The 26704-nt window shown below is 39.5% G+C and carries 30 protein-coding genes; 18 read left to right on the forward strand and 12 right to left on the reverse strand.

Annotation, left to right across the window (positions count from 1 at the left end):
- The 8 genes from glyA to SHI21_RS04950 all read right to left on the reverse strand — a co-directional run bounded on the left by glyA (nucleotide 1) and on the right by SHI21_RS04950 (nucleotide 6501).
- On the reverse strand, nucleotides 1–1254 hold the full coding sequence (gene glyA, locus SHI21_RS04915; protein WP_323575084.1) for a serine hydroxymethyltransferase: 1254 nt from the start codon (nucleotides 1252–1254) through the stop codon (nucleotides 1–3).
- Nucleotides 1255–1257: 3 nt separating this feature from the next.
- Nucleotides 1258–2514 carry a beta-ketoacyl-ACP synthase II gene (fabF, locus tag SHI21_RS04920; RefSeq protein ID WP_323575085.1) on the reverse strand — a complete coding sequence of 419 codons (1257 nt, stop codon included), beginning with the start codon at nucleotides 2512–2514 and terminating at the stop codon, nucleotides 1258–1260.
- 71 nt (nucleotides 2515–2585) lie between these two features.
- The gene (gene acpP, locus SHI21_RS04925; protein WP_323575086.1) at nucleotides 2586–2813 is read right to left on the reverse strand and encodes an acyl carrier protein; all 228 of its coding nucleotides are present in this window, start codon (nucleotides 2811–2813) and stop codon (nucleotides 2586–2588) included.
- 40 nt (nucleotides 2814–2853) lie between these two features.
- Nucleotides 2854–3615, reverse strand: coding sequence for a 3-oxoacyl-ACP reductase FabG (fabG, locus tag SHI21_RS04930; RefSeq protein ID WP_323575087.1), 762 nt, complete (start codon nucleotides 3613–3615; stop codon nucleotides 2854–2856).
- On the reverse strand, nucleotides 3612–4553 hold the full coding sequence (fabD, locus tag SHI21_RS04935) for an ACP S-malonyltransferase (protein WP_323575088.1): 942 nt from the start codon (nucleotides 4551–4553) through the stop codon (nucleotides 3612–3614). Before fabD ends, fabG begins: the two co-directional genes overlap by 4 nt.
- 15 nt (nucleotides 4554–4568) lie before the next feature.
- Nucleotides 4569–5570: a beta-ketoacyl-ACP synthase III gene (locus SHI21_RS04940; RefSeq protein ID WP_323575089.1), complete on the reverse strand. Its 1002-nt coding sequence runs from the start codon at nucleotides 5568–5570 to the stop codon at nucleotides 4569–4571.
- Between the two features lie 97 nt (nucleotides 5571–5667).
- The gene (gene rpmF, locus SHI21_RS04945; RefSeq protein ID WP_323575090.1) at nucleotides 5668–5877 is read right to left on the reverse strand and encodes a 50S ribosomal protein L32; all 210 of its coding nucleotides are present in this window, start codon (nucleotides 5875–5877) and stop codon (nucleotides 5668–5670) included.
- A gap of 102 nt (nucleotides 5878–5979) precedes the next feature.
- A complete protein-coding gene (locus SHI21_RS04950; RefSeq protein WP_323575091.1) occupies nucleotides 5980–6501 on the reverse strand; it encodes a YceD family protein in 522 nt (173 codons plus the stop codon).
- Nucleotides 6502–6555: 54 nt separating this feature from the next.
- On the opposite strand from SHI21_RS04950, the gene SHI21_RS04955 reads away from it, so the two are divergent.
- From SHI21_RS04955 to SHI21_RS04990, 8 genes are read left to right on the forward strand one after another with little or no spacing between them, the layout of a single operon-like run.
- On the forward strand, nucleotides 6556–7065 hold the full coding sequence (locus SHI21_RS04955) for a shikimate kinase (RefSeq protein WP_323575092.1): 510 nt from the start codon (nucleotides 6556–6558) through the stop codon (nucleotides 7063–7065).
- Between the two features lie 7 nt (nucleotides 7066–7072).
- Entirely contained in the window at nucleotides 7073–8545 is a 1473-nt protein-coding gene (locus tag SHI21_RS04960; RefSeq protein ID WP_323575093.1) for a hypothetical protein, read from the forward strand.
- Nucleotides 8546–8552: 7 nt separating this feature from the next.
- Complete coding sequence (gene alr / locus SHI21_RS04965) at nucleotides 8553–9692, forward strand: alanine racemase (protein ID WP_323575094.1); 1140 nt, start codon at nucleotides 8553–8555, stop codon at nucleotides 9690–9692.
- A gap of 4 nt (nucleotides 9693–9696) precedes the next feature.
- Nucleotides 9697–10500 carry an MlaE family ABC transporter permease gene (locus SHI21_RS04970; RefSeq protein ID WP_323575096.1) on the forward strand — a complete coding sequence of 268 codons (804 nt, stop codon included), beginning with the start codon at nucleotides 9697–9699 and terminating at the stop codon, nucleotides 10498–10500.
- A gap of 9 nt (nucleotides 10501–10509) precedes the next feature.
- A complete protein-coding gene (locus SHI21_RS04975; RefSeq protein WP_323575097.1) occupies nucleotides 10510–11265 on the forward strand; it encodes an ABC transporter ATP-binding protein in 756 nt (251 codons plus the stop codon).
- 19 nt (nucleotides 11266–11284) lie between these two features.
- Complete coding sequence (locus SHI21_RS04980; RefSeq protein ID WP_323575098.1) at nucleotides 11285–12655, forward strand: MlaD family protein; 1371 nt, start codon at nucleotides 11285–11287, stop codon at nucleotides 12653–12655.
- Nucleotides 12655–13818, forward strand: a complete 1164-nt coding sequence (locus SHI21_RS04985; protein WP_323575099.1) for a hypothetical protein — start codon at nucleotides 12655–12657, stop codon at nucleotides 13816–13818. Before SHI21_RS04980 ends, SHI21_RS04985 begins: the two co-directional genes overlap by 1 nt.
- Before the next feature lie 2 nt (nucleotides 13819–13820).
- Nucleotides 13821–14426 carry an L-threonylcarbamoyladenylate synthase gene (locus tag SHI21_RS04990; protein WP_323575100.1) on the forward strand — a complete coding sequence of 202 codons (606 nt, stop codon included), beginning with the start codon at nucleotides 13821–13823 and terminating at the stop codon, nucleotides 14424–14426.
- On the opposite strand, the gene SHI21_RS04995 is transcribed toward SHI21_RS04990, so the two are convergent.
- Entirely contained in the window at nucleotides 14403–14933 is a 531-nt protein-coding gene (locus SHI21_RS04995) for a DUF721 domain-containing protein (protein WP_323575101.1), read from the reverse strand. The genes SHI21_RS04990 and SHI21_RS04995 overlap by 24 nt on opposite strands.
- 44 nt (nucleotides 14934–14977) lie before the next feature.
- On the opposite strand from SHI21_RS04995, the gene SHI21_RS05000 reads away from it, so the two are divergent.
- The 3 genes from SHI21_RS05000 to SHI21_RS05010 are packed head-to-tail and all read left to right on the forward strand — an operon-like array spanning nucleotide 14978 to nucleotide 17098.
- Nucleotides 14978–15646 carry a hypothetical protein gene (locus tag SHI21_RS05000; protein ID WP_323575103.1) on the forward strand — a complete coding sequence of 223 codons (669 nt, stop codon included), beginning with the start codon at nucleotides 14978–14980 and terminating at the stop codon, nucleotides 15644–15646.
- The gene (locus SHI21_RS05005; protein WP_323575105.1) at nucleotides 15636–16568 is read left to right on the forward strand and encodes a hypothetical protein; all 933 of its coding nucleotides are present in this window, start codon (nucleotides 15636–15638) and stop codon (nucleotides 16566–16568) included. The genes SHI21_RS05000 and SHI21_RS05005 overlap by 11 nt, the downstream gene beginning before the upstream one ends.
- A gap of 47 nt (nucleotides 16569–16615) precedes the next feature.
- Nucleotides 16616–17098, forward strand: coding sequence for a GNAT family N-acetyltransferase (locus tag SHI21_RS05010; protein ID WP_323575107.1), 483 nt, complete (start codon nucleotides 16616–16618; stop codon nucleotides 17096–17098).
- Nucleotides 17099–17137: 39 nt separating this feature from the next.
- On the opposite strand, the gene rpsT is transcribed toward SHI21_RS05010, so the two are convergent.
- On the reverse strand, nucleotides 17138–17401 hold the full coding sequence (gene rpsT / locus SHI21_RS05015; protein ID WP_323575109.1) for a 30S ribosomal protein S20: 264 nt from the start codon (nucleotides 17399–17401) through the stop codon (nucleotides 17138–17140).
- 161 nt (nucleotides 17402–17562) lie between these two features.
- Here rpsT and SHI21_RS05020 point away from each other — a divergent pair, with 161 nt between their 5' ends.
- The 5 genes from SHI21_RS05020 to SHI21_RS05040 all read left to right on the forward strand — a co-directional run bounded on the left by SHI21_RS05020 (nucleotide 17563) and on the right by SHI21_RS05040 (nucleotide 22158).
- Nucleotides 17563–18417, forward strand: a complete 855-nt coding sequence (locus SHI21_RS05020; protein ID WP_323575111.1) for a 3-hydroxybutyryl-CoA dehydrogenase — start codon at nucleotides 17563–17565, stop codon at nucleotides 18415–18417.
- Entirely contained in the window at nucleotides 18404–19207 is an 804-nt protein-coding gene (locus SHI21_RS05025; protein ID WP_323575113.1) for an enoyl-CoA hydratase/isomerase family protein, read from the forward strand. The genes SHI21_RS05020 and SHI21_RS05025 overlap by 14 nt, the downstream gene beginning before the upstream one ends.
- 26 nt (nucleotides 19208–19233) lie before the next feature.
- The gene (locus SHI21_RS05030) at nucleotides 19234–20376 is read left to right on the forward strand and encodes an acyl-CoA dehydrogenase family protein (RefSeq protein WP_323575114.1); all 1143 of its coding nucleotides are present in this window, start codon (nucleotides 19234–19236) and stop codon (nucleotides 20374–20376) included.
- A gap of 55 nt (nucleotides 20377–20431) precedes the next feature.
- On the forward strand, nucleotides 20432–21664 hold the full coding sequence (locus SHI21_RS05035) for a hypothetical protein (protein ID WP_323575116.1): 1233 nt from the start codon (nucleotides 20432–20434) through the stop codon (nucleotides 21662–21664).
- A 128-nt stretch (nucleotides 21665–21792) separates the two neighbouring features.
- Nucleotides 21793–22158, forward strand: a complete 366-nt coding sequence (locus SHI21_RS05040; RefSeq protein WP_323575118.1) for a hypothetical protein — start codon at nucleotides 21793–21795, stop codon at nucleotides 22156–22158.
- Between the two features lie 108 nt (nucleotides 22159–22266).
- On the opposite strand, the gene SHI21_RS05045 is transcribed toward SHI21_RS05040, so the two are convergent.
- Nucleotides 22267–22728, reverse strand: a complete 462-nt coding sequence (locus SHI21_RS05045) for a hypothetical protein (protein WP_323575119.1) — start codon at nucleotides 22726–22728, stop codon at nucleotides 22267–22269.
- 133 nt (nucleotides 22729–22861) lie between these two features.
- Here SHI21_RS05045 and SHI21_RS05050 point away from each other — a divergent pair, with 133 nt between their 5' ends.
- Together SHI21_RS05050 and SHI21_RS05055 are read left to right on the forward strand one after the other, a co-directional pair.
- On the forward strand, nucleotides 22862–24019 hold the full coding sequence (locus SHI21_RS05050) for a thiolase family protein (protein ID WP_323575122.1): 1158 nt from the start codon (nucleotides 22862–22864) through the stop codon (nucleotides 24017–24019).
- 31 nt (nucleotides 24020–24050) lie between these two features.
- Entirely contained in the window at nucleotides 24051–25091 is a 1041-nt protein-coding gene (locus SHI21_RS05055; protein ID WP_323575124.1) for a Crp/Fnr family transcriptional regulator, read from the forward strand.
- Between the two features lie 7 nt (nucleotides 25092–25098).
- Here SHI21_RS05055 and SHI21_RS05060 read toward each other — a convergent pair whose 3' ends face one another.
- Nucleotides 25099–26643 (reverse strand): hypothetical protein, encoded by a 1545-nt coding sequence (locus tag SHI21_RS05060; protein ID WP_323575126.1) that lies wholly within the window; start codon nucleotides 26641–26643, stop codon nucleotides 25099–25101.
- Between the last annotated feature and the right edge of the window lie 61 nt (nucleotides 26644–26704).

Below are 26704 nucleotides of genomic sequence, written 5' to 3' on the forward strand. Positions count from 1 at the left end.
TTACTTATATACCGGGAATGATTTACACAGATCAAGGACCTGCGTTTTAATTTTCTTTAATTCAGCTTCGTTCGTTGAATTCGTTAGTGCTGAATGAATCCATCCTGCCAACGTTTCCATGTGAGTTTCAGTTAACCCGCGAGTTGTGATCGCCGGAGTCCCTAGACGTACACCGCTTGTCACGAAAGGAGAACGTTTATCGTTAGGAACCATGTTTTTATTGCAAGTGATACCCGCCATTTCCAGCGCGTGCTCAGCTTCTTTACCAGATAGACCTACAGAGTCCGTTTTAACCAGTACAAGGTGGTTATCAGTTCCACCACTTACAAGTGCAATCCCTTTACTCATAAGAGCTTCTGCAAGCTTCTTAGCGTTTGCCACAACTTGTTTTTGGTAAGTGATGTAATCAGGTTGAAGAGCTTCCTGGAATGCAACAGCTTTAGCAGCAATCACATGCTCAAGAGGTCCACCCTGAATACCAGGGAAGATATTTGAGTTTAATTTCTTAAACAATTCTTCGTTATTCGTCAGAATAATCCCACCGCGAGGTCCGCGAAGAGTTTTGTGAGTTGTTGAAGTTGTTACGTCTGCCCACTCAATTGGAGACATGTGTAATCCAGCAGCAACTAATCCTGCGATATGGGCCATATCAACCATAAGTTTCGCGCCAACTTCGGCAGCGATATCATGGAAGGCCTTGAAATCGATTTCACGTGAGTAAGCAGAAGCTCCCGCAACGATAAGTTTTGGTTGTTCTTTTTTAGCTTGTGCACGAACGATATCAAAATCAATTCTTTCTGTTTCCGGGTGTAAGCCGTAAGAAGCAAAGTTAAACAATTTTCCAGAGAAGTTAACTGGAGACCCGTGAGTTAAGTGTCCACCTTCAGCAAGATTCATCCCAAGAACTTTGTCTCCTGGATTAATCATAGCAAAGTAAGCACCCATGTTAGCTTGAGATCCAGAGTGTGGTTGAACGTTGGCGAATTTTGCACCAAAGAGCTTTTTAACTCTTTCAATCGCTAGCGTCTCTGACTGATCAACGAACTCACATCCACCGTAGTAACGTTTGTTCGGTAAACCTTCAGCGTATTTATTCGTCAGGATTGAACCCTGAGCTTCCATAACCGCCGGGCTCGTATAATTTTCTGAAGCGATTAACTCTAATCCATCTTCCTGGCGCGCGCGTTCCTTGTTGATAATATCAAAAATTTCCGGGTCCATCGTTTTCACTGAAGATGCATCTTTGTTAAACATAATTTATACCTTTTTAAGAAGTAATGAAGAGTTTGTTCCACCGAAACCAAACGAGTTGTTTAAGGCGTATTTAATGTCTTTTTTAACAGCTTTATTGGCCGTGATATCAAGATCACATTCCGGATCAAGGTTTTGCACGTTGATCGTTGGAGGAATTGTCCCAGTGTGAAGCGCCATCGCACAGAAGATTGTCTCGATTCCACCAGCAGCACCTAGTAAGTGACCTGTCATTGATTTCGTTGAAGACACATTCAGTTTATAAGCGTGATCACCAAAAGTTTTCTTGATAGCTCTAAGTTCACCAATATCTCCAAGTGGAGTAGAAGTTCCGTGAGCGTTTACGTATCCAACTTCGCTAACAGCAATACCAGCATCGTCGATCGCCATTTTCATCGATCTAGAAGCGCCATCTCCTTCCGGATGTGGAGCTGTGATATGGTGAGCGTCTGAAGTTGCACCGTGACCTACGATTTCAGCATAAATCTTTGCTCCACGAGCAACAGCTTTGTCATAGTTTTCTAAAATTAAAATTCCGGCACCTTCACCAAGAACGAATCCATCGCGGTCAGCATCGTAAGGACGAGACGCCGTAGCTGGATCATCATTTCTTTTTGATAATGCTTTCATGTTTCCGAAACCGGCCATTGTAAGTGAACATACAACTGCCTCAGCTCCACCAGAAACCATCATGTCTTGTCTTCCAAACATGATTTCATAACAAGCAGCTGTCAGTGCGTGAGCAGCTGAAGCGCATGCCGATGCGATGGCGTAGTTTAATCCACCAAGGTTATAGCGGATCGTGATTACACCAGAAGGCATGTTAGGAATAATAGCTGGAATGAAAAAAGGAGACACTCTACGAGGCCCTTTATCAAATAGTGTTTTCGCTGTTCTTTCGATTTCAGGAAATCCACCGATACCAACACCAAGAATACATCCCATTCTTTCCATTGCGTATGGACGATTTTCAAGAAGACCAGCATCAGCTAGAGCTTCATGAGTAGAGTGCATAGCAAAGTGAATGAAGCGGTCGTATTTAGCAGCTTCTTTGGCATCTAATATTTCAGCCGAGAGTTCGAAGTTTTTGACTTCGCCCGCGAATTTTGTCGTTAGTAATTCTGTATCCATTTGTTCGATCAAAGTGACACCTGATTTTCCTTCAAGTGCGTTTGCCCAAACGTCTTTTAGATTATGACCAAGTCCATTGATCATTCCCATTCCGGTGATGGCCACTCGGTTGAGTTTTCTTCCTTCCGTCATGTTGTCCTCCGTATTTTTTTTGTACCGTAAAAACTACAAAGGCCTCTTTCGAGGCCTCAATGATTAGGATCTTAAGCTTGTTTTTTTTCTAAGTAAGTAACGATGTCTTTTACCGTCTTCAGTCCTTCAGCGTCTTCCTCAGGGATTTCAACACCAAATTCATCTTCCATTTTCATCATTAGTTCAACGATGTCTAGAGAGTCTAGGTTTAGATCGTCAACGAAACTAGTTTCAAGATTGATCTTAGCGATATCAATTTTAGTCGCGTCGCTGATTAGTTTAATAACCTTGTCTTTCATTCAATACTCCTGAATTTATCTAAAATAAGTAATAGTTTTATTAGATATATAATCCACCGTCAATTTTAATCGTTTCTCCAGTGATATATGACGATGCTTTGCTCAATAAAAAACAAACTAAGTTCGCTACTTCTTCAGCGTCACCCATACGTTTTAGGGGGATACTAGTTAGGTATGCATCCTTAACTTTTTCGTCTAGAGCATGTGTCATATCTGTAGTGATAAAACCGGGGCATATTGCGTTGCATCTTACGTTTCTTGAAGCTAATTCTTTAGCATAAGACTTTGTGAAACCAATCATCCCTGCTTTTGAAGCAGAGTAGGCAATTTGCGAAGCGTTCCCCATAAGCCCTACGATTGAGCTGATGTTAACAACTGAAACGTTTTCTGCTTTTAGGAAGCTTCTAGATAGAATTTGAGTCAGCATAATGGCCGACGTTAAATTTGTGTTGATTGTTGCTGTCACATCTTCTTCTTTCATACGAAGAACGATTTGATCTTTTGAGATACCAGCGTTGTTAACAAGACCAGTGATCGGGCCATTCGTTTCAACGAATTTTTCAACAGCTTCTTTCATTTGAGCCGTATTAGTCACGTCGAAGAGTAGGGCAGTCACGTTTGAAGCACCAAGAGCTTGAAGCTCTTCTTTTAACTTCATCGCTGCTGCTTCATCATTTCTATAATTGAAAACAACATGAGCACCTTGAGTTGCAAGAGCTTCTGCCATTTTTTTACCAAGGCCTCTTGAGGCACCTGTGATTAAAACTGTTTTACCTTTTAGGTCGTTGTATGTTGCGATCATTTTAAAAGCTCCTCGATTTCAGCTAAGGCTTCATCTCTATCAAGTGGGATAACCTTGATGTCCTTATTTATTTTACGGACCAGACCCATTAATACTTTTCCAGGTCCTACTTCAATACAAAGTGTGTCAGATGGAAGTTTCTCAATTGATTGCGTCCATAACACCGGGCCATATGCTTGGTGATACAAATTATCAATGATCACTTCTGGGTTTGTTCCAGCTGGATATTCTTTTGCATTGATGTTTGCGATGTACGGAATTTTATTTTCGTTCCATTTAAATTTTGTAAACGCTTCTTTTAATTTATCAGCAGCAGGCTTCATCAAAGAAGAGTGGAATGGTGCTGAAACATTAAGTTCCATTGCACGGTGAGCTTCTTTGTAATTTTCAGCAAGCCAAGCAACTGCGCGAGCGCAGGCTTCACTTTCACCTGAAATAACAATTTGAGAAGGGTCATTGAAGTTTGCAGGCATAACTTCTGAACCAGGTTTGCTAGAAACTTTACAAGCTTCTTCAACAACGTCAGCTGGCACCTTTAAAATAGCAAACATCTTTCCCATTCCAACAGGAACAGCTTCTTGCATGTATTTTCCACGAAGGTGAACTGCGTGAATAGCGTCGTATGGAGATAGAACTCCAGCAACAGCAAGGGCCGCGTACTCTCCAACAGAGTGGCCAAGTACGCGATCGATTTTTACATTGTGTTTTTCTAGAACAGTCATCAATTGAGTGAACAATGTGATTGAGTGTTTTAAGATGGCAGGTTGCGTGTTGTGAGTCAGTTTAAGTTCTTCTTCTGGGCCTTCTTGCATTAATTTTTTAAGGTCATACCCTAAAATCTCATTACCTTTATCGAAGAGAGATTGATCTAAATTTTTTCCCATTCCGACATATTGAGATCCTTGTCCGGGAAATAAAAGTGTAACCGACTTAACCATTAACAATCCTTTGAATTAGTATCTTAATAAAGTAGCACCGGCAGTTAAGCCCGCACCAAAAGCGTCCAGAAGAACAATGTCTCCACGCTTAATTCTTCCATCCATGATCGCTTCATGCATAGCAATCGGCACAGTCGCCGCAGATGTGTTTCCATAATTTTGAATATTCACGATCACTTTATCCATGCTTACGCCTAAGATATTCGCAGTCGTTTCGATGATTCTGATATTGGCCTGGTGAGGAACAATCCAATCAACTTGATCGAGTGTCATACCAGCTTGCTCTAAACATTTTCTTCCGTTTTCAGCAAGAGTTCTTGTTGCAACTTTGAACATCTCTTTACCTTTCATCAGCATGAATTGTTCATCGTTAGCAATATGTTCAGCAGTAATTGGAGTTACAGCTCCACCAACCGGGTGAGAGAAAAACTCTCCGCCTGTTCCGTCTGAATTTAAAATAGAAGCTAGTACTTTTGATTCCGATCCTTCTTCCGCGCGACCGATGATAGCGACACCACAACCATCTCCGAAAAGAATGCATGTGTTTCTATCTTTCCAGTTCACAACTCGAGAAAGCATTTCCGATCCAACAACTAAAACAGTTTTAGCAAGTCCTGTTTTAATCATCGAGTTTGCTAAGTTAGTTCCGTAAACAAATCCCGAACAAGCAACAGCAATATCCAAACAAGCACAGTTGTTTGTGATTCCAAGTTTTACTTGAAGAATACATGCAGAGTTAGGAAGTTTTACATCAGGAGTAACTGAGGCAAATATGATGAAGTCGATATCGTTTGGTTGTAAGTTAGCAGCAGCAAGCGCATCTTTAGCAGCGGCAAGTGCCATATCTGTTGGAAATTCTCCACCTTCAGTAGAACTGATGTGGCGTTGTTTGATTCCCGTGCGCTCAAAAATCCATTGGTCATTAGTTTCGACGATTGATTCTAGATCGAAGTTCGTCATGATCTTCTTGGGAGCGTACATCCCAGTTCCTAGAATCTTTGCTTCATAGGTTTTCATTTTGGACGTCCATGTTTTTGTTTGTCTTAAAAAAAAAGCCCTTAATTTCTTTCGAATCTAAGGGCTTCTTATATTTCAGACAAAATTTTTGCTTTAATTATTGAGCAGCTTCTTCAGTTGATGCAGCTTTAACTGAAACAACAACTTTTCCTTTGTAGAAACCACAAGCAGAGCAAACAGCGTGAGGCATTACATGCGATCCACAGTTTGAACATGACATTGGGTGTTTTCTATATAGTTTATGGTGTTGACCAGCTCTTCTTAAACCTTTTCTTGAAACTGAATTTTTCTTCTTAGGAACTGCCATCTTATACTCCGCGACAAATGTGTAACATCAACTTTTTTTAAATATGAGGGTAAATCAATACGTCAAAAACTGCTATCCGGCAAGTTTTTTTGAGTGAAAACCCTATTCTTGTGCTTCTTCAACTGTTTCTGATCTTGGGAAGGCCGGAACCTCCAGGAAGATCTGCTCATGGATAAATTCATTAATGTCCGCTAACCCTTTGCGGTAAAAATAAAGTTCCATTTCTTCGTTATCAGCGTAAACCGTTGTAGCTTCAACGTATTCTTCCATTTTTTCATGAGAATCGTGAAGGAAAGCCGCGTTAACATTTAAAAGCATGTGCTGCGCAAGTGGTACTAAAGTCAGTCCACATGGTAAATGATAGCGAGCGTCAATCTTAGCTCTGACAACTAAATGGTCTCCGATAAACGGATTTTTTTTACGTGTAATTTCTAAACTTAACTTCATTGACCCAGCAGGATAAACATCATCTGGATCTAATTGTTCATGAAGTTCAGTCAATATTTGCTGAATCCATGGAGTCTTCTCGTTTGATAATTCATAATCTTCAGTAATGTCATGACTGTAATTAGTTACAGCGACACTTGGATCGATCTGGCCGTTAATTTTCGTTATAATATTCATGGCTCCCATTTATCTTAGAAAGATTTAAAAGTACAATCGAGTTTCGAGGTAAAAGTGAATATTTTGGTCTGTGGATTTATGGGGTCGGGTAAAACCACCTTCGCCCTTGGTTTCGAGGGAAATGATTTAGGTTATATAACCTATGATCTCGATCATGTGGTAGCCGATCACTTGGGAATTACTCACCTGGAGCTGGGAGAGTGGATCAATAAAAATACTCTGCAAAAGTTCAGGGATGTGGAGATGGAAGTTCTCACTAACCTGGTCAACCAGAGAACGATGAAGATTATAGCTCTTGGTGGAGGAACTCCGACGGCCGAAAAGTTCTGGGATTTGAAAGACCAGACTAAACTTGTCTTCCTCGATGTACCTTTTGAAACTTGTTTTAACCGAATCAAAAATGACAGTAATCGACCTTTGACTGCGCTGGGCGAAGAAGGATTGAGGGATCTGTATCAAAAACGACTTCCCATTTACAAGAAAGCTGACCTTATCCTCTCGGAAACTGAGATAAAAGAGATTGAAGGCCTTGAGTCTTTAGTGCATAATTTATCTAGTATATAAAACCGACATGAGGTTAGTTGTGATAGACCAAAAAGTTTCAGTAGCACTTTTGCTTTCTGATATAAATGAAGTGAAAGAGATATCTTCGGTTTTTAAAAAACTTGGAGTCATCCCACATTTTTACGAAGACCTAAAAACATTCTGGAGTGGAACTCTGGAGCGTATGCCGGCGCTTTGTATTGTGGACGTGAAGAAGATGAGCGAAGGCGACCTTGTGCTTCGAAATCACCCGGCCGTTATGGCAGAAGAAATGCCATTACTTTTTTATTACACTCCCAACACAGAACCTCTACTAGTTTCGACTCATCATTTTTATCACCTTGGTGTTTTAAAGCAGTCGACGAATTACGAAGGTCCACTAAAAGCAATTTTAAAAAGATTAAATAAAGTGTCTGCTCTTGAGCAGCACTATCATATGCTGAAAGTGACGACGGTTGCTCAAAAAGAGCAGATCGAAAGACTTGAGATCGCCCTTCGTGAAGAAGAGCGCGCCGATAATTATCAGTCGATGGTAAAGAATGTTTGTCTTGAATTTGAAAAGTATCGTTTTGAAACAGATTTTTTTAGAGCACTGGAAAAAGTTTTTCACGGTGTAGATGAAATTGATGAGTTTGCTTTTTTAGAACTGAGCTTTAACGGACAGAAATTAATTTCTCCGATTTCTCATGTTCAGAAATTTAGAAATATTCCTTCTTTGTGGTTAGGTCAGGCCTGTATAAACGGGATTGAACTGTTTGCTCAGAATATGGCCACGCAAGTGACTGTTGATATCATGGGGGGAGATTTAGTATCTCTCTTAATCAAGGGATCGGAAGGCAAACCTGAAAAAATGATTTTCATCAAAGCAAAGAATGAAACTTTCTATAACAACTTTGACTGGAATTTATTAGAAGCTTATTTAAATGGCTTCTATGCAACTTTCAAAAATAAATTAAGCACACCGATTAACACTGACAGAAGATTTAGTTCAGCTTTCGAAGCAATGAGCTACATCGATCAATTTTTATTTGGTCAGACTGTAAGTGAAGTGACAGCGAATAAAAATTTAAATGATATGCGCCTGGTGGACTTAGACCTGGCAAGTTTAATACAAGTAGTTTTGAAAAAAGGTGGAAACCGTTTTTTCTGGAATCGCTTCTCAACAGAATTTATCAATAAACTGGAAATTCAGTCGCGCACTGATTTTAGATTCTTTGAATACGGAGTAGGGAATATTGGCTTTTTAGTTAAAGCATCTGACCTCGATGTATTTTTTGATCAGTTAAAAGATTTTGCTAATCGTTTTCAGTACTGGAAATATTTTGAAGACACCGAAGGTGTTCTTGCTCAATTGATCCAACCGAAGGTGACGATGTCGCCACTTTCAGCTCACGCTTATCTGTCGAAAGTCTTAAAGGCAGAACACGAAGTGAGAGAAAATACCAAAGATCAGAAAAAGGCCTGGACTTTTGTTGAACCAAAAACAAGTTTGGACATGTAGGAATTAAATGAAATTTAGAAGCCGCTTAGTGGTTAATCTCGATAATCTTGCTTATAACGTTAACCAGATCAGAAAAATTACTCCCAACACCAACATCCTCTTTATGATTAAAGCGGATGGTTACGGCCATGGGATGATTCCCATCGCTCGTTACGCGATTACTGAACTGGGCATCCGTGAATTCGGGTGTGCGACGATCGGTGAAGCGCTTAAACTTCGTGAAGAGTTGAATGAACTTGAATTTGATATTTATGTTTTTTCAGATATTCAGTTAGAGCTTTTAGAAAATGTTGATATTTATTTAAAGCGTAGAATTATCCCGGTTATTTCTAACGTCAGTGAGCTGGATTATATCCTGCACACTCCAGAGCTGAGAAATTTTCCGATTTGTTTAAAGTTCAATACGGGGATGAATCGCTTGGGGCTTGATCCTAACGACGCACCATTAATTGTGAATCGTCTAAAACAACATGGTCGCACCAGTGTTCACCATTTGATCAGTCACTACGCTAATGCGAGTGCTGGCATGGATGCAAATCAAACAAACGTTTTACAAAGAACTCGTTTCGAAGAAATTAAAAAGTTTTTCCGCGATGCGGGAATTACTTTGGAGAGAACATCTCAATCAAATTCTGGAAGTATCGAACAAAAAACCGGCCTTCGTGAAAATAGTGGAGACACTCACGCAAGACCAGGACTGATGTTATACGGGCCTAGTTCATTAAATGACGGAGTTCCAGGGAGCTTTCAAGGTAAGTTGGTATCGAAGCTGGAAACTTACATCCTTCGAGTGTTTGAAGTTCAAAAAGGTGATGTGGTTGGATACAATTCAACACCTTGTCCAGAAGATGGATTGATTGCCATCCTGGCGATTGGTTACGGCGATGGATTTTTCAATCGCTATTCGGGTGCGCATTTATATCACAAAGGTTTTGAAGGAACGATCATTGGGAGAGTCAGCATGGATATGACTCACGTGTTCTTTCCAAAAGAAGCTATCGGCAAAATTACTGCTCACGAAATATTTACGATCTGGGGACAGACAGAAGACGACTTAAAAAAATTCTGTATGGAGACAAAAACAATTCCGTACGAAGTTTTCTGCGCGCTTCTTCCTCGCGTTCCGAGAGTTTATCGTTTAAACTAAACACGTGATAACAAGATTAAAAAAATACTTTGAAGGCAAGATCGAAGAGTTCGGTCGTAGCATTCTAGACATGGTCGATGGCCTTGGGCTGATTACTATGTTTATGGGGAGATCATTCTATTGGATGGTCAGACCTCCGTTTCGTATCCGCATTTTGTTTGAACAGCTTTATGCTATCGGCAATAAAAGTATGACCATCGTTCTACTAGCAGGACTATTCACTGGAATGGTTTTTTGTACTCAAACTTATTTAGGTTTTAAAATGATCAACGTTGACTCCCTGGTAGGGTCAATCGTGGCGATCTCTCTGGCCAAAGAACTTGCTCCGGTGTTAACCGGATTAATTGTTGCCGGAAGAGCGGGCTCTGCTATGGCCGCACAAATTGGATCAATGAAAGTAACAGAGCAGATCGACGCTCTGGAAGTTATGGGGATCAACAGCATCCAGTATCTTGCAGTGCCAAGAATTATTGCAGCGACGATTGCTATGCCGATGCTCTCTATTTGTTTTCTTTTTATTGGAAATCTTGGGGCCTACTTGATTGGAACCACCACGTTGATGATTGATGAGGCGATGTTCTTTTCAAAGTTAAGTGAATTCATGTCGGTGGCAGATGTCGCTCAAGGCGTGATTAAAGCAACTGTTTTTGGTTACGTGATTGCAGTTATTGGAACTTATTTTGGCTTCCAGGTTGAAAAAGGTGCAGTCGGTGTAGGGCGCGGAACAAACCAGGCCGTTGTTTGGGGAATGGTTTCTGTTTTAGTTTTGGATTACTTCTTAACAACTTTCCTGGTGAAGATTCTTTAGGGGACTATCGTGTTAACTTTTGATGATCCGGCGATATCAGTTAAAAACGTTACCAAGATCTTTGGTGAACAAAAAGTCCTTGATGGACTGAGTTTTGATATCGAAAAAAATAGCATCACAACTATTCTGGGATTTTCCGGAGCAGGGAAGTCGACTTTAATTAAGCATATTTTAGGAATTATGAGCCCGACATCGGGATCAGTTGAAGTTTTAGGAACGGATTTAAAAAGTCTTGACCAGATGGAATTGAGAGAATTTCGTAGAAACTACGGAATGCTTTTTCAGTACGCCGCACTTTTCGATTCATTCACGGCCCGCGAGAATGTGGCCTTCCCACTTCGCGAGTTCACACCATTAAAAGAAGCAGAAATTATGAGTACCGTAAAAGACCTTTTACTCTCGGTAGGGATTAAAGAAGAGTCTTTTGATCGACTGCCTTCAGAACTTTCCGGAGGGATGAGAAAAAGGGTAGGCCTTGCTCGCGCTCTGGCACTTAGTCCGAAGATCATGCTTTATGATGAGCCGACAACTGGACTGGACCCAATCACGACAAAAATGGTTAACAATCTTATTGTCGAAACTTCTAAAGATAAACGAAATGACCGAGAGATGACTTCGGTTATTATTTCCCATGATATTAAGGCAACGCTTGAAATTTCCGACTATGTGGCATTTTTAGACCGTGGTAAGATTATTGAATATCTACCAGTTGAAGAGTTTAAGAAGTCGGACAAAGAAGTTGTTCAGGAATTTTTGAGACTATAAAACTAAAGGTGTTTAATTAATGAATGAATTTAAAGTAGGATTATTGGCAATAGCCACAATCGCAGCGATTGTGTTTATGTCGTTTAAAATCACGTCTAATCAATCTGGATTCGGGACGTATGTAACTTATAGAACAATTGTAAAAGATGCTTCCGGGATCTTTCCAAAAACTCCTATTAAAGTTGCAGGGATTGCAGCAGGTCGTATTACAGCAATCGAACTTCAAGGTAACACTGCTTTAATTACTTTCGAAATTTTAAAACAAATTAACGTTACAAAAAACTCTAAACTAAGAATCAAGTCTGTTGGTTTCCTAGGTGATAAGTATTTAGAGATTTACGTTGGTGACTCTCACGATATGCTGGCAAAAAATGATTTCATTGATTCAGAAGAAGCAGCGGGAATGGAAACCATTATCAAAGACGCTTCTGAAGTTTTAGCAGATGTTAAAATTATCGTAAAAACTCTAAAAGATACGATGGCGCCGGAAGGACAACCTTCACCACTGAAAAAAATCTTAGCTGACGTTTCTGAACTTGTAGAAAATACAAAGGAAGCGACGTTAACACTTAAACGTGTCATGAACGGAAACGAAGAGAAGTTCAACGCTCTTGTTGAGAATCTAGAATCGTTCTCTTACGAGCTTGCATATCAGGTTGATAAAGGAAATCCAGACAGTGCGATGGCCGATATCAAAGAAGTTTTAGCTAATACAAAAAAAATCACTGCTGACTTAAATTCAATTGTTGCTGATGTGAAGAGTGGGAAAGGGACAGTCGGAAAACTTTTAGTTGAAGACGAAATCGCTGACCAGGTTAAAGATACGTTATCAAGTGTACAAAAACTTGTTGGTAAAGCAGATGCGATCAGAACGGAGCTTTCAGTTTTCACCGGAGCTAACACTGAAGGTGGAGCAGAGAGTGAAGTTGCTTTAAGAATCTTCCCATCACCTGAGCGCTACTACCACTTAGGGGTTACGACTTCAGCAATCGGGCCGGACACAGAAACAATTACTGAACGAACAGTTAACGGAACAACAACTTACGAAAATAAAAAAGAACGTGAAAAAGACACTTTCAGATTTAACATTCAAATCGGAAGACGCGTTCAGGATTGGGGATTCCGCGGAGGTTTAATCGAATCTACCGGAGGTCTTGCTGTGGATTACTACTGGCAAAACCTTGGAACGAAATTCTCTCTTGAAGGATTTGATTACGACAAAGATAAGGGGCCTAACATCAGATTTATTACAGATGTACAAATCTGGAATATTCTATACGGACGAGCTTCAGCTAATAAAATTGGAACAAAAGATCGCAGTGCAACGGTGCAGGCCGGTTTAAGATTTAATGATGAAGACTTAAAAGGTCTTATGGGGTTCTTCTTTTAATGGAAAGAAACTGGCTAATCAGAACAGCACAAAATCAAATCTTGGGACCTGTCGCCAAGCAAAAGCTATTGGAGTTTATCCAAAAGGGCGCGCTTGGGATGATGGACGAAGTGACGAGTGGGAATGGTTACTGGTTTTCGCTAAAAGAAAAAGAGCTGGTTGAAAAATATCTTCATGGGGATCTTCCTCAAGGTTACAATCCCATTTCTGAATCAAGAAGTGTGGTGTCTAGAAAAGATAACCCTGATAAAACAACATCTATTAATACTGCTCCTGCAAACAATAACATCACTCAGATTATTAAACTTGATTTAGTAGGGCTCAATGCTGCTGTTCCTAAAGCAGATGATTTAGAATTACCTAATCTGGCCCCTGTTAAAAAAGCGGCACCAGTTCTGGAAGATACCAAACTTCCAAATCAAGACGACCTGGAATTTCCTGATATCGATTTAATTTCTTCATCAGTGAACGCTTCATTTAAAAATGGAGACCAGGACCTGAAGGCTGCACTGACATCGGCAAAGATCCCGATGCCGATTCCAAAACCTTCACATGTTCAAAGAGAAGTTCCCGTTTCAACTTCAACAGAAGACATCATTCTTCCTGCTGATGATGACCTGGCCTTCCCGGATATGGATGATCTTAAGACTTCAACTAAGATTGATAAAGATAATAAGATCGATTTGTCTCACCAATACACTCGAACAGTCGCATTAGATATTGAACAGGCCGCTGAGATCCTTCCTTTTGAAGAGGCAGATGATTTTTCGTTCGAAGTGACAAGAGTTGTTCCCATTTCTTTAACGAAAGAAGAAATTGAAAAAACGTTAACTGAGAAAACTCCTGGAGAGTCTCCGTTAAAACTTGATAGAGGCGGAGTGAAGGCCACTGGCCCAGTTGAGATGCCTGCCGCTAAAAAAGAGCGCCTTCAGGTTCAAGCGCAAGTAGAAGACAAAAAACTTCTTCACGATAGAAAAACAAAATCTAGTGTTGCTAAGGGTGCTGCTTTAAGAGACCCGAGCAGAGAAAATCACAAAGAAGCCGTTGAACCTCAAAAAAGAAACGACAATTATATCTTTTTTATTTTGATTATCCTTATATTGATTATTGTGGCCGTCTTCTTCTACTTTAAAGAAATTTTAAATAAGCCTCTTCCGGTATAGTTATGAAATTAAATAGTGAAAGTGTATTCATCTATCCTACTGATACGGTGTGGGGAATCGGGGCCAGCATTCATTCTCAGAGTGCCCAGAAAAAAATCGCTGCCATTAAAAGAACTGCTGATGATAAACCTCTGTCTATCATGTTCACTGATATCAATATTCTTTGTAAGAGTTTTAACTTTCCAGACAGCATGAGTAAGTCGTGGCTGCGCAATTATTTTAAACTGGAATCAACTCTTGGTGTTCCCTTAAAAATTTCTCGTATTCCAATTCCTTCATGGGTGACAGCGAAGAGCGATCTGGTATCGATCAGATGCTTAGAGCATCCGGAACTCAAAGAAATAGGTGAGACACTAAAAGCACCTTTCATCACCACCAGCTTAAACCTGACAGGTGAGCCACCGATCATCAACTTCCAGGACGCCAAACAGTTTCAACTGGCCTACGCTCCTGAAGCAGAATTTTTTGGCGATAGTTCACACAATCTTTCCGGCAGGTCATCGACCATCGTTTTTTTTAGAGGGAATCATTTTGAAATTATCCGCGAAGGATTAAAAGTAGAAGAGATTAAAAAACATCTGAAACTAACTGGGTTGGTAATTTCCTGATTGGATATAAAGCGAGATAAGCTTTTCTCTGTTGCCTTCATCTTCAATATCACGAAACATTTCTTCCGCTTCTTTTTTTAGACGTCTGTATTCCGGTGAAAATGGATGAAGTAAATTCTCATTTTGTTTTTTCAATTTTTCAGTGGGCATCGCAAACTGCGTGTACTGCTTAGTGAAGTGAGTGCTATCAACGATGAACTTAATATTGCGAATTGATTTTTCCAGGTTGGGAAACTTGGCAAAAATCTTTTTCTTTAAAGGAAGTTCCATGAAACTTAACTCATTAGCAAAGGCCGAATGGTTACTTAAAACCACCAGAGTTCCATTTTGATTTTTCAGTGGAATTGTATGCTGCGAGAGTTTATCTCCGGCAATTTCCTTCCAGGCCTTGATTAAACTTATAAAATCAAAGCTCTCAGACAGTTGCTGAGTCTTCGGCGTCGATTCTCTTTTGTTATTCTGAGAAGGGCCGTCAAATTGAATGTATTGGGACAGTTTTTTTAGCATAAAATGTGTTCAAGCCTTATAGCTTTTAAGGTAGCATTGACCCCATGAAAGTGCGATTTTTTTCTATTTTACTCTGCCTGTTGACGCTAGCTTCTTGTGCTGGATACCACTTCAATACTAATAATAACCCCTTAATCGGTTATGACATTCGTTCTGTTGCGGTGCCTATGTTCGTGAATCGCTCAGTTATTCCTGAGCTCGCTGCGCCAATGACAAAAGAGATCGTTTTCGCCCTAAATGATTATTCTGGGATCAGAGTTTTTAGCGGTGATAATGACAATGCAGACGCGGTTTTAATCGGAATTATTGAATCCCGCGATCACTACAATGAAGTTGTAAAAACCACTCAAACTCTCTTCACGGATGACACGGTTAAAGAGTCTATCGGTAACCGAGCACCGTTTTACTACCCGGTTCAAACGTCTTATGAATTTTCATTAAAAGTTATTTTAATCAAACGCCCTTCGAAAGAAGAGCTGGAATTATTAACAACTGACTTAGGCCAGTTCATGAAAGTGAATCCGAAAGTTGTGTTGATGGATACGATCAATATCTCTGGAAATTTTTCTCGTGTAGTAGGTGAGACGACAACGTCAAACGCTATCGGAAAAACCAACTTCACAAAAAATAAAGGGATCTTTGAAAAGAGCTTACAAGAAACTTCGATGAATGCCGCTAAAACGTTTAAGCAGGTTGTTCTCAATGCTTTCTAAGCTTCTTCCATGGGATTACCTCCCGAAACATCCAACGACGATTGATAAGAAAAAATCGGGCATCTACGCGTTCCTGGTTGAAGATCCTTATATGGAAAGAGTTCTCCTTGAGCGCATTCCAAAACAAGAGATTCCTTTTTCACTATACTCTGGTGTGGATATCACTCGCGATTTTATCGAGCAGCATTTCGTTAACCTTTCATTTTTTTCCAGCACAGATAACATCCAGATTATCAATGGTGAGAATATCAAGCCTGACGTTTTAAAGTTCTTAATTGAGTCGGGGATTGATTGGTCTGATCGCTTTATGCTGATCTTCTTTACTAAGACCAATAAAGCTTTTACCGAGCTTACAAAAGATCCTGGTGTGCATGGTTTTGTGATTGAAGAACCTCGCTTCTGGGAAGGCGTAAAGCTTTGGCAGTTTTGTCAGAAGGCACGTGAAATAAATCTTCCACCTGATGTTTCAAAATTTGTTCTCGATCATCTTGAACATAATTTTGAATCATTCTTCTGGGTGATCGATACAATTAAAATGAATTTTCCCGAAGGAAAAATCAACATCGAAGAACTAAAGTCTTTGGTTAAAAAAGAGCGTTGGGATTTTTTCGAGTTGATTGATATTTTCAATGAAAACCCTAAGCGTTTTTTCTCTGAAATCTTAAAAAAAGAAGAGCGTGACTACGAGTGGTTTAGGGCCCTGTTTTCTTTTATGCAAGGGCATCTTAGTAAGGTACTTTTCCCCGAGGAGTTACGTCAAAAGCCGAAGCTTTCTAAATATGACCAAAGTATTTTGGTTGTTAGTGAGAAATGGTCTAGAGGTGACGTCATGAAGTACTTGAAATTTTTCTCGGAGCTGGAAATCCAGGCGAAATCAAGCGATGAACTCCTGATCAATAAGCTACGACTAGAGACGATTTAGTCCAGTACCAACCTTGACTTTCATCTTTGTGATATCATCTTAATATCATGAAAAATTTTAAAAATTTCGAATTCAAAAAATTGTCCCATGAAGATATCCCTTTAGTGCACGAGTGGATGACGAGTCCACATGTTCGCGAATTCTGGACTGAGAAGGCCGTCGGTAATTTTTCTAATTTTAAGAAAACTTTCGAAGGCAAAATTGCTTCAAAAAAACTAAACCCCTATATTGTCTTTCTTCAAGGTAAGCCGATTGGATACATTCAGTCTTACGTTGTAGATGAGAAAACTTTCGGAATTCACCAGTTTATTGGTGTGGAAGAATTCGTGGACAAAGGATTGGGGAGCATGTTCGTGAAGGAATTCACGGATGAGTTACTTACGAGTAAAAAAATCACAAGAATTATCACAGACCCGTCGGTACTGAATTTAAGAGCTCAAAAAGCTTATGAAAAGGCGGGATTCAAGAAAGTTAAAAACGCCGATGAAAACATCGTGATGATGGAAAAGAAAATAAAAAAGGCTTCCTAAAAAAGGAAGCCTTTTATTATATGAATCAAATAATTAAAATTACTTTAATCCGTTAAGAGCAGCAGCTAGGCGAGAAGTTCTTCTTGCAGCAGCGTTACCTTTGATAACACCAGTCTTAGCAAGTTTCCCTAATTCAGCTTGAGCAGCTTTGAAAGTATCTGCAGCTAGGTTTTTATCTCCAGCTAAAATAGCATCTCTAACTTTCTTAACTGCAGTCTTAGTTTTAGACTCGTTAATCTTGTTGTTAAGATTCTTTTTGATATCTTGTTTTGCTCTTTTTTCTGATGATTTGTGGTTTGCCACAATTAACTCCTACCGTTAGATATTTTTATCTTTTTTGCACTAAGCATTTTATTGAGAATCATTTTTTATTCTAATTGTAAAAACTTGGCAAGGTTTTATTTGTGAAACTGGTCCACGGTTTGTATCATTAGGGCGATTTTCTATATAGAAGCGAGGTATCTATGCAAAATGTTCAGACAATAGGGATCGTTGGCGCAGGGCAAATGGGCCGCGGGATCGCGCAAGTAGCTGCAATGAGTGGTTATTCAGTACAAATATTTGATGTTTCTCCAGAAGGATTGAAAAAGGGAGTCGATTTTATCGAGTCTACGCTTAAAAAAGGTGTGGAAAAGGCAAAGTGGGACTTAGCTTTTGTTGAAAAAACTATGAAAGCAATTTCACCAGTTAATGATATGAAAGAACTTAAAAATTGTGATTTATTAATTGAAGCTGCTACAGAAAATAAAGCAATTAAATTTGATATTTTCAAGAAGCTTGATGAAGTGGCAAAGCCGGGAGCAATCCTTGCGACAAATACTTCTTCAATTTCAATTACAGAAATTGCGGCCGTGACAAAGAGACCAACTCTTGTAGCAGGTATGCACTTTATGAATCCGGTTCCTGTGATGAAACTTGTAGAGGGAATCAGAGGGTTGGAAACAACTGATGAAACGTTCGATACAGTAGCAGCAGTTGCTGAGAAGATGGGAAAGGTCTTTGTAAGAGCAAATGACGTTCCAGGATTCGCAGTTAATAGAATCCTTATGCCGATGATTAACGAAGCTGTATACGCGCTTTACGAAGGTGTAGCATCAGCTCCTGATATCGATCAGGCAATGAAACTGGGAACAAACCAACCAATGGGTCCGCTTGAACTAGCAGACTTTATCGGACTAGACACTTGCCTTGCTATCATGAACGTTCTTCATGAAGGTTTAGGGGATACAAAATACAGACCGTGCCCGCTATTAAAGAAATATGTACTAGCTGGTCGCATGGGGAAAAAATCAGGAAGAGGGTTCTATGAATACAAATAAAACTTACCAAACATTAACATTTGAAGTGAAAGATAGATTCGCGACTATCACGATCAATCGTCCAACTAAAATGAATGCACTTAACTCTGAAATGTTAGGAGAGTTAAAAGAACTTCTAGTAGATATCAAGACTGATAGTGAATACAAAATTCTTGGGATTATCTTAACTGGTGCTGGAGAAAAAGCTTTCATCGCTGGTGCTGATATCGCTGAAATGAGCGACATGACTCCAAGTGATGCTTACACTCTTGGGCAACTGGGACAACAAGTAACAACTCTTTTTGAAACTCTTCAGGTTCCAGTGATCGCTGCTGTTAACGGATTCGCTCTTGGTGGTGGATGTGAAATGGCAATGAGCTGTGATTTTATCTATGCAACTGACAACGCAGTTTTCGGTCAACCGGAAGTTAAACTGGGATTAATTCCAGGATTCGGTGGAACTCAACGTCTGGCAAAACTTGTTGGAAGAAATAACGCAAAAGAACTTATCTACTCAGGTAGAAACCTAAAAGCTGACGAAGCTTTAAGAATGGGGCTTATCGTTAGAACTTTCGCAAACAAAGACGCCATGATGGAAGAGGCGATGAAAACATTAAAGGCGATTTCAATGAATTCTCCTTTAGCTGTTTCGATGGCGAAAAAAGTTATGAATGAAGGTATTGACTTAACTATCGCTGAGGGTTTACAGCTAGAAAAGAGACAATTTTCTGGGATTTTCTCATCAGAAGATATGCGTGAAGGAACACGCGCTTTCGTGGAAAAACGAGCACCTAGCTTTAAAGGTAAATAATATTTTTCGTAAAAAAGGAAAAAGAAATGAGTATGTACGACCCGCAGTATAAAGAAATTAGAGATCTTGTTTCTAAATTTTCTGATTCTGAAGTGGCGCCACTGGCCGCTAAAATCGATCACGACGGAGAAATCCCGAAGGATTTGATCAATAAACTTTATGAAAATGGGTTTATGGGGTCGTATATTCCTGAAGAATTCGGTGGTGCTGGAATGGACTATACGTCTTATGCCATCATCGTTGAAGAAATCTCTCGCGGATGTGCTTCAACTGGAGTGCTTATTTCTGCACATACATCACTATGTATGTGGCCTATTTTAAAATACGGATCAACTGAGCAAAAACAAAAATTCCTTCCAGGCCTAGCTTCTGGTGGAGTGATTGGATGTTTCTGTTTATCAGAACCAAATGCCGGATCAGATCCTGGAACTCTAGGTACATTTGCTGAAGACAAAGGTGACTACTACGAATTGTCTGGAACAAAAAACTTCATCACTAACGGTAAAGACGCTGGGATTGCTATTGTTATGGCAAAAACAACGAAAACGACTGACCATAAAGGGATGACAGCTTTCATCGTTGATACAACGACTGAAGGATTCCAGGTTCAAAAACTAGAAGATAAGTTAGGGATCAAAGGATCAACGACTGCTCAAATCTGGCTGAACAAAGTAAAAGTTCCAAAAGCAAATATCATTGGTGAAGTTGGAAAAGGGTTTACTGTAGCTCTATCAACTCTTGATGGTGGACGTATTGGAATCGCGGCCCAAGCTTTAGGGATTGCAGAAGCTGCTTTTAGATATGCTAAAAAATACTCGAAAGAACGTATTCAATTTGGAAAACCAATTTCTGAACTTCAAGCTATTCAGTTTATGTTAGCTGATATGTCGACAGAGATTGCAGCTTCAAGACTTCTCATCATGCACGCGAGTTACTTAAAAGATAACAATCTTCCGTACTCTAAAGAAGCTGCTCAAGCGAAACTTTTCGCTTCAGAAGCTTGTATGAAAATCACAACTAAAGCGATTCAAGTTTTAGGTGGAAATGGATACACGAAAGAGTACCCGGTTGAGCGTCACTTTAGAGATGCAAAGATCACTGAAATTTACGAAGGGACTTCGGAAATTCAAAGAATCGTAATTGCTGCTAATGAATTGAAAGGCATGTAATTAAAAATTGTTAAAGGTTATATAATTGATAAAAAAAATATTGGAGAATCTTGGAATGAAAAAGCCTGTTAAACCGGCCGCTAAAAAAGCGCCAGCTAAACCTGCACCAAAAAAGGCCGCAGCACCCGCTAAAAAGCCTGTGGCAAAAGCTCCAGCAAAAAAAGCTGCTCCTCCTGCAAAAGCAACGGCTAAAAAGCCAGTTCATGCAGCTAAACCTGTCGCAAAAGCAACGAAAGTTGTGGCAAAGCCAGCTCACAAAGCTCCAGCTAAGCCTGCTGCAAAACCAGTAGCAAAAGCAACGAAGGTTGTAGCTAAAAAACCAGAAGTAAAAAACAAGTCTCAAGCTGGATTACAAAAGAAAATCCAGGACAAGATTCAAGCTTCTAAAACGAAGTCAGTTGAAAAAGCTAACAAGCACGCCGCTATCGCTAAGAAAGCAGCACCTGCTCCAGCTCCTAAAGTTGATACAAAGAAACTTGATAAAGCTAACAAAGAAAAAGAAAAATTAGCAAAAGCAGCAGCGAAAGAAGCTGAGAAAATTCAAGCTAAAGCTGATAAAGCAGCAGCTAAAGAAGCGGCTAAACCACCTAAGAAACTTTCTAAAAAAGAAGAAAAAGAACTTCTAAAAGCAAAAGGCAAAAAAGGCTCAAGCTTTGAAGATGAAGAAGAATTAGATGAAGACGGAACTCCAATCAAGAGACGTGTAGAAGAAGAAGACGAAGATGATGACTTCGAAAAAGACGCTGCTCCGAAAAAAGTTAAAATGACTTTTGACGAAGACATCGAAGAAGAAATCATTCCGGTAAGAAAGAAAAGCAAATCGCAAATCGATGACGATATCAAGGAAAACCTTGCTGAAGAAATCCTTTCGTTATCTGAAGACTTCACGATTGAAGATGTATTCGCTTCAATCAGAAGCATGGAACTCTTCAAAGTTGAAAGCGATGAGTGCGTGGTTCGTGGTTGTGATAACCCGTCTACGACAAACGGTTACTGCCGTTACCACTACATTAAACTTTGGAAAGATGTGAAGAAGAAAGAACTTATTCTTTCAGAAGGGCGCCTTGCTAAGATTATCGAAGAACTAGTTGGGAAATACCCAATGAAGTATATCGAAACTATCATTCAGGATTTAGCTGATGATAAGGCCTTCAACCACGTTCTTAAAGATCTTGATATCGAGACTGATGAGACGGAAATTGATGGATTTGATGATGATGAAGTTCTTGACGATGATCAGGATATTGCATTTGAAACTAAAGTTGTTAAGCCGTCGTTTGACGATTAAATAAGAGCTTACGAAATTTATTGAAACAATAAAAAGCTCCTTCGGGAGCTTTTTTTTGTTTTATCTTGCAAATTATTTTAATTGCCTCAATTATTATACTTTATTCTTTTGATTGTTGAGGAGAGCTTATGAAATTTGCAATGATTATTATGGCCATGCTTCTTAGTTTTTCAGTAGTCGCTGGAGAAATTCCAACTCCGACCGGAGACACTTTTATTAATCCTACACTTCAAGGTTTTCCTTTCTTAGCAGTTGAGGGCGTTGAATATTACCAAGCTGCGATAAGTGGTACTAGGCCTGATTTATTATCCAGAGCAGATCTTTTTTGTAAAATGCTAAATTACAAAAGAGTCTATCGTGCTGATGTTGAAGTATTAAGTGCTTACTCTACTACTGTAAATGCGATGGATGGTGTATATGCCAATGTAAGAGAGACAATTAGCTATGGAGGCCTTAACTCTTCAGTTTATTCTCTGATCACATGTATTTATTAAGATAAAAGAAATGAAATAAAAAAAGGCTCCTTATGGGAGCCTTTTTTTGCTTAAAATTTTAGTTTTTCAGAAATAATAAAAATACAGCTGCAGCTGTATTTTTTAGCTCTACTCATCAGCTAAATCGCCAAGTATCAAGTTAGCTTCCATAGTCAGCATCACATTTTCACGAGTCACTTTATAGAAAATCTTATCACTTCCAAACTCAGCATCTTGCCAGTCTAAAACGTAGTCATCCCAGATCTCATCTTCACTTTCTTCAGTAGCAAAATAAGAATCGAAGAAAACACCGGCACTATCAAACATAGTGTCCATAATTTTGTCTGTTGCTGTTTTTAACGTCAGGTCACTTGATAGAAATAGTGTCACAGGACTTTCGAATTTATCTAATCCGACATAAGAGATGATTAAAAGAACTTCGTTCGGGTATGAAAAACCGAAAATTTCGAAAGTTTTTTCGTCTTTGATGCATCTTTCGCCATAAATATTAAGAAGGATTTGTTTTAACCCGTCGGCCCAATCTTTAGGAAAAAGGACGGCTTTTGATTCGTGATCTAAACGTGAAAACATAGAGGATCTCCAATGAAAAAGAGTTTGTTTTGTACCCTAAAATAGGGAGCTTTGCAATGTTTCCAACTGGCAGCTTTCATGGTTTAATGGATGAAATTTTTGAAATATTAAGTAATTAAGACAGGAGACTATCATGAGCGTTTATATTTTATCTGGAGCACGTACACCGGTTGGAAGTTTTATGGGATCGTTATCGTCGGTATCAGCGCCGAAACTAGGTGCTGTTGCAATCGAGGCCGCTCTTAAAAAAGCAGAAATGGATTTCAATAAAGTAGACGAAGTCTTCATGGGGAACGTTGTTACTGCGGGTGTTGGACAAGCTCCAGCTCGTCAGGCCGCAATCTTCGCTGGTCTTCCTGAATCAGTTCCATGTTCAACAGTGAACAAGGTTTGTGGATCAGGACTTCAAACAATCATCATGGGAGCTCAATCAATCCTTGCTGGAGACAACAAAGTTGTTGTTGCTGGTGGGATGGAAAATATGTCGATGGCACCTCACTTACTAATGAATTCTAGAAATGGAATTAAATTTGGTGACGGAGCTATGAAGGATTCTATGCAATGGGATGGACTATGGGATGTGTACTCAAACCGTCCAATGGGGAACTGTGCTGAAGAAGCAGCGGCAAAATTTTCTAACCGTGAAGAGCAAGACGCTTACTCAATTGAGTCTTTCAAGCGCGCTCAAGCTGCTCAAAAAGATGGAATCTTTAACTCTGAGATCGCAGCAGTTGTGATCAAAGGGCCAAAAGGTGAGACGACAGTATCTAGTGATGAAGGTCCGGGAAAAGCAAACTTCGAAAAAATGCCTTCTCTAAAACCTGCTTTCGATAAGAACGGGACAATTACAGCAGCGAACGCTTCGACAATTAACGATGGAGCAGCAGCAGTTGTTCTAGGTGGTGAGGAATACAAATCACAAGCAAAATTTAAAATCGTTTCATACGCTAGCCACGCTCAGAACCCAACATGGTTTACGACAGCTCCAATCGAAGCTGCAAATAAAGCTCTTGCTAAAGCAAACCTAAAGCTTGATCAAATTGATTTGTTCGAAGTGAATGAAGCTTTTGCTATAGTTGCATTGGCCGCTATGAAGGAGTTAAAATTAGATCACAGTAAAGTAAATATTTACGGTGGTGGAGTGAGCTTAGGCCACCCAATCGGATGTTCGGGTACTAGGATTGTTGTGACTTTGATGACCGCAATGGAAAACAAAAAAGCAAAATACGGTATGGCCGCAATTTGTATTGGTGGTGGAGAAGCACTTGCTCTAGTATTAGAAAGACTCTAATACTTAATTTAGGCCATCTTCAAGGATTGAGATGACAACTGGAACTGCAACGACAGCTAAAAAATCAGGAATTAAAACTCTAGCACCTGGAGAAATTCTTTTTAATGAAGGTGATAATGCAAATTCCATGTACATCATTCAGAAAGGACAGCTGAGACTATTTCGTCCGAAAGGAAAAGGATTCGTCGAGATAGCTGTCCTTCGTGCTGGAGAAGTATTAGGTGAGATGGCCTACTTCGATCCGGATACAAAAAATAGAAGTGTTTCAGCTGCGGCGATCACTTCAGTCGACATCATCGAAATTTCATTCAATGCTTTAGAAAAAACCATGGCGGGATTAAACCCATGGTTTAAAACTTTAATTAACACACTTGCAGAACGTTTGAGAAAAACAAACGAAAGAGTAAGAAATCTTGAAAATAACTCAGTAGGTTTTTCTTCTGATTATAAATTCTTTCAATCGGCCGACGTTGTAAAAATTCTTTCTGTTCTCTTTTTAACTTTTAGAAGTTTAGGAGAAAACAAAGAGGGAAGATGGTATTTAAATTACAATCGAATTAAAACGTATGCGCTGGAAATTTTCAACATCAATGAAGCGAAGATGGAAGAGTTCATTCAACTCTTAACTGATGAGCAGATTATCGAAGTGACTGTTGATGATCAGGATGCTTCAAAAGTTTTATCAACTCGCGAGCCGGATACATTCAGAATGTTCCAGGTCTTTTTTAATACGCAAAGATCTCTGCGCGATGAAAAGAAACTTCATATTTCTTCGAAGTGTGAAAAGTTCATGGTGAGAGTGATGGAGGAGTGTTCATCTCTTCCGATCGTCGATGGGAAAGTTGATATTGAACTTTCTAAAATCGTAAGTCATTTCAAAGAATACAATCTGGGAATTACTCTTGATGACTTTCAAGGGGCGAAGAACGCAAAGTTTTGCGGAGAGTATCGCATGGGCGAAAACAATTCGATCAGCTCGACAATCAACATTGATTATATGAGAAAGATGTATCCGGTAGTGCGTTTTATGAACGCCCTCAACCGCGTGAACGAGTTGAAGGCGAAAGCTTAGATTCTAATTATTTCGAAATGTAGTAAATCGTAAATGTGTTACTAGCTGTATTGCTCTTTTTAGCAGTTCCATTCAATTTTAAAAAGTAACCTGAAGATGTTCCTGCTGGAAGATTGGCTACTTTTAGATTTGAATCAAGACCATTTGTATATTGTAGTCCCATATAACTCCAACCATTGTCTGAGTTTTGTGGAACAACGGCACCGTTAATTCTAACTTCAATTGTTGATACACTTGGTTCACCGTATTGAAGATAGATGTATCCGTATGTTGATTTAACTTCTGTGTATGTGACAGTTAAACAATCTGGGTAAACAAGTTTATCGTTTCCTTCAGCACCAAAAAGTTTGATTAGCTTTCCAGAAAATGGTTCACCGGCAGTTGGAGCGTAACGAGTATTGATTGTTGTGTTCAGAGCATTTCCTGATCCATCCATAACAACTTCAAATCCATTAGTCGCACTGTTATCAAATCTACGGTTAACTAAAAGTTTTCCATCTGATCTGATAACTCTAACTGTATCTGGATCAACTGAAGCTGTTGAAGCGGCCATTGGCCAGTAGTCGTATTTGTGTTTTAGTAATGTTTGTTTAATAGCAGTGTTAACACCATCAAAGATGTGTGAGAAGTCGAGTGAGCAAAGGTTGTAACTATCTGGTGCTCCTACAAGATCCGGGCTTAGGTGATCATTTGATGTTGGCCATCCGTTTGTATACGGTGCCTCATACATAGTTTTTGCCATCGCTTTGTACATGTAGTTTGTTTTATAGCTACCACTTGCACAAGATGTTAATGGAGAGATGTTAATAAATCTCATCATTGATGAATTTAAGATTCCTGGACCACCATTGGTAGCAGTAGAGTTACCACGAAGGTTAAGAAATCTGTTTATACGTGGAGCTAGGTATCTATTGTAATCTGCTGGTGAGCTACAAATTTGACTATAAGGATTTGTTTCAGCATCCATACTACATGCTTTATCATCTTCATTCGAAATAACGACAACTATAGTATAAGCACCAGGTCTAAAAATACCATTGCCTCTATTTTCATTAATAACGTTATAAGCGCGGTCAACACCTGATTCAGATGAACCTACACCTTGAGTAAATCCAAGACTGGCGATTGCGTTTTCTTTTGTTCTTAAAATATTATAAGCAGCTCCTGTGATGCCAGTTGGTGTTTTGGCAATTAGTTGAGCTTCATATAAACCGCCTGACTTCGCACCACCACCAGCGGCAGCTGGAACAAGCGGAGCAGAAAGTACGTGGTAATCGAAATTTTCCGATACACTCGAAATTAAATTCGACATTGATGATTTAGTCGCGCTGTTAACAAAGTTAAAACTTGAAGTGTTATCCCATAACATCAGGATATCTACTTGTGGTCTAATCAAAGTTGATTGAGCACAAAGTTTAGCTGATGTGGTAATCGCTTCACTAGTTGAAGAACTTTGTTTCCCTTTATTCGTCGCAAATTCTTCTTTCGCGCATGATGAAAGCACGAGTAGAGAAGTCGTGAGAAAGAGTGTTCTTTTTAAAAGTCGCTTCATATTTTACCTATATCCATTGAAATCAACTAACTAGTTCATAAGTCTACCTAAGACCTATCGG

The organism is Bacteriovorax sp. PP10, from assembly GCF_035013165.1.
In the GTDB taxonomy this organism is placed as follows: Bacteria; Bdellovibrionota; Bacteriovoracia; order Bacteriovoracales; family Bacteriovoracaceae; genus Bacteriovorax; species Bacteriovorax antarcticus.

Excerpts from the sequence above, each read along its gene's own strand:
- glyA (WP_323575084.1), bottom strand. The coding sequence starts at position 1,254 with ATGTTTAACAAAGATGCATCTTCAGTGAAAACGATGGACCCGGAAATT.
- fabF (WP_323575085.1), bottom strand. The coding sequence starts at position 2,514 with ATGACGGAAGGAAGAAAACTCAACCGAGTGGCCATCACCGGAATGGGA.
- acpP (WP_323575086.1), bottom strand. The coding sequence starts at position 2,813 with ATGAAAGACAAGGTTATTAAACTAATCAGCGACGCGACTAAAATTGAT.
- fabG (WP_323575087.1), bottom strand. The coding sequence starts at position 3,615 with ATGATCGCAACATACAACGACCTAAAAGGTAAAACAGTTTTAATCACA.
- fabD (WP_323575088.1), bottom strand. The coding sequence starts at position 4,553 with ATGGTTAAGTCGGTTACACTTTTATTTCCCGGACAAGGATCTCAATAT.
- SHI21_RS04940 (WP_323575089.1), bottom strand. The coding sequence starts at position 5,570 with ATGAAAACCTATGAAGCAAAGATTCTAGGAACTGGGATGTACGCTCCC.
- rpmF (WP_323575090.1), bottom strand. The coding sequence starts at position 5,877 with ATGGCAGTTCCTAAGAAGAAAAATTCAGTTTCAAGAAAAGGTTTAAGA.
- SHI21_RS04950 (WP_323575091.1), bottom strand. The coding sequence starts at position 6,501 with ATGAATATTATAACGAAAATTAACGGCCAGATCGATCCAAGTGTCGCT.
- SHI21_RS04960 (WP_323575093.1), top strand. The coding sequence starts at position 7,073 with ATGAGGTTAGTTGTGATAGACCAAAAAGTTTCAGTAGCACTTTTGCTT.
- alr (WP_323575094.1), top strand. The coding sequence starts at position 8,553 with ATGAAATTTAGAAGCCGCTTAGTGGTTAATCTCGATAATCTTGCTTAT.
- SHI21_RS04980 (WP_323575098.1), top strand. The coding sequence starts at position 11,285 with ATGAATGAATTTAAAGTAGGATTATTGGCAATAGCCACAATCGCAGCG.
- SHI21_RS04985 (WP_323575099.1), top strand. The coding sequence starts at position 12,655 with ATGGAAAGAAACTGGCTAATCAGAACAGCACAAAATCAAATCTTGGGA.
- SHI21_RS04990 (WP_323575100.1), top strand. The coding sequence starts at position 13,821 with ATGAAATTAAATAGTGAAAGTGTATTCATCTATCCTACTGATACGGTG.
- SHI21_RS04995 (WP_323575101.1), bottom strand. The coding sequence starts at position 14,933 with ATGCTAAAAAAACTGTCCCAATACATTCAATTTGACGGCCCTTCTCAG.
- SHI21_RS05000 (WP_323575103.1), top strand. The coding sequence starts at position 14,978 with ATGAAAGTGCGATTTTTTTCTATTTTACTCTGCCTGTTGACGCTAGCT.
- SHI21_RS05005 (WP_323575105.1), top strand. The coding sequence starts at position 15,636 with ATGCTTTCTAAGCTTCTTCCATGGGATTACCTCCCGAAACATCCAACG.
- SHI21_RS05010 (WP_323575107.1), top strand. The coding sequence starts at position 16,616 with ATGAAAAATTTTAAAAATTTCGAATTCAAAAAATTGTCCCATGAAGAT.
- SHI21_RS05020 (WP_323575111.1), top strand. The coding sequence starts at position 17,563 with ATGCAAAATGTTCAGACAATAGGGATCGTTGGCGCAGGGCAAATGGGC.
- SHI21_RS05025 (WP_323575113.1), top strand. The coding sequence starts at position 18,404 with ATGAATACAAATAAAACTTACCAAACATTAACATTTGAAGTGAAAGAT.
- SHI21_RS05030 (WP_323575114.1), top strand. The coding sequence starts at position 19,234 with ATGAGTATGTACGACCCGCAGTATAAAGAAATTAGAGATCTTGTTTCT.
- SHI21_RS05035 (WP_323575116.1), top strand. The coding sequence starts at position 20,432 with ATGAAAAAGCCTGTTAAACCGGCCGCTAAAAAAGCGCCAGCTAAACCT.
- SHI21_RS05040 (WP_323575118.1), top strand. The coding sequence starts at position 21,793 with ATGAAATTTGCAATGATTATTATGGCCATGCTTCTTAGTTTTTCAGTA.
- SHI21_RS05045 (WP_323575119.1), bottom strand. The coding sequence starts at position 22,728 with ATGTTTTCACGTTTAGATCACGAATCAAAAGCCGTCCTTTTTCCTAAA.
- SHI21_RS05050 (WP_323575122.1), top strand. The coding sequence starts at position 22,862 with ATGAGCGTTTATATTTTATCTGGAGCACGTACACCGGTTGGAAGTTTT.
- SHI21_RS05055 (WP_323575124.1), top strand. The coding sequence starts at position 24,051 with ATGACAACTGGAACTGCAACGACAGCTAAAAAATCAGGAATTAAAACT.
- SHI21_RS05060 (WP_323575126.1), bottom strand. The coding sequence starts at position 26,643 with ATGAAGCGACTTTTAAAAAGAACACTCTTTCTCACGACTTCTCTACTC.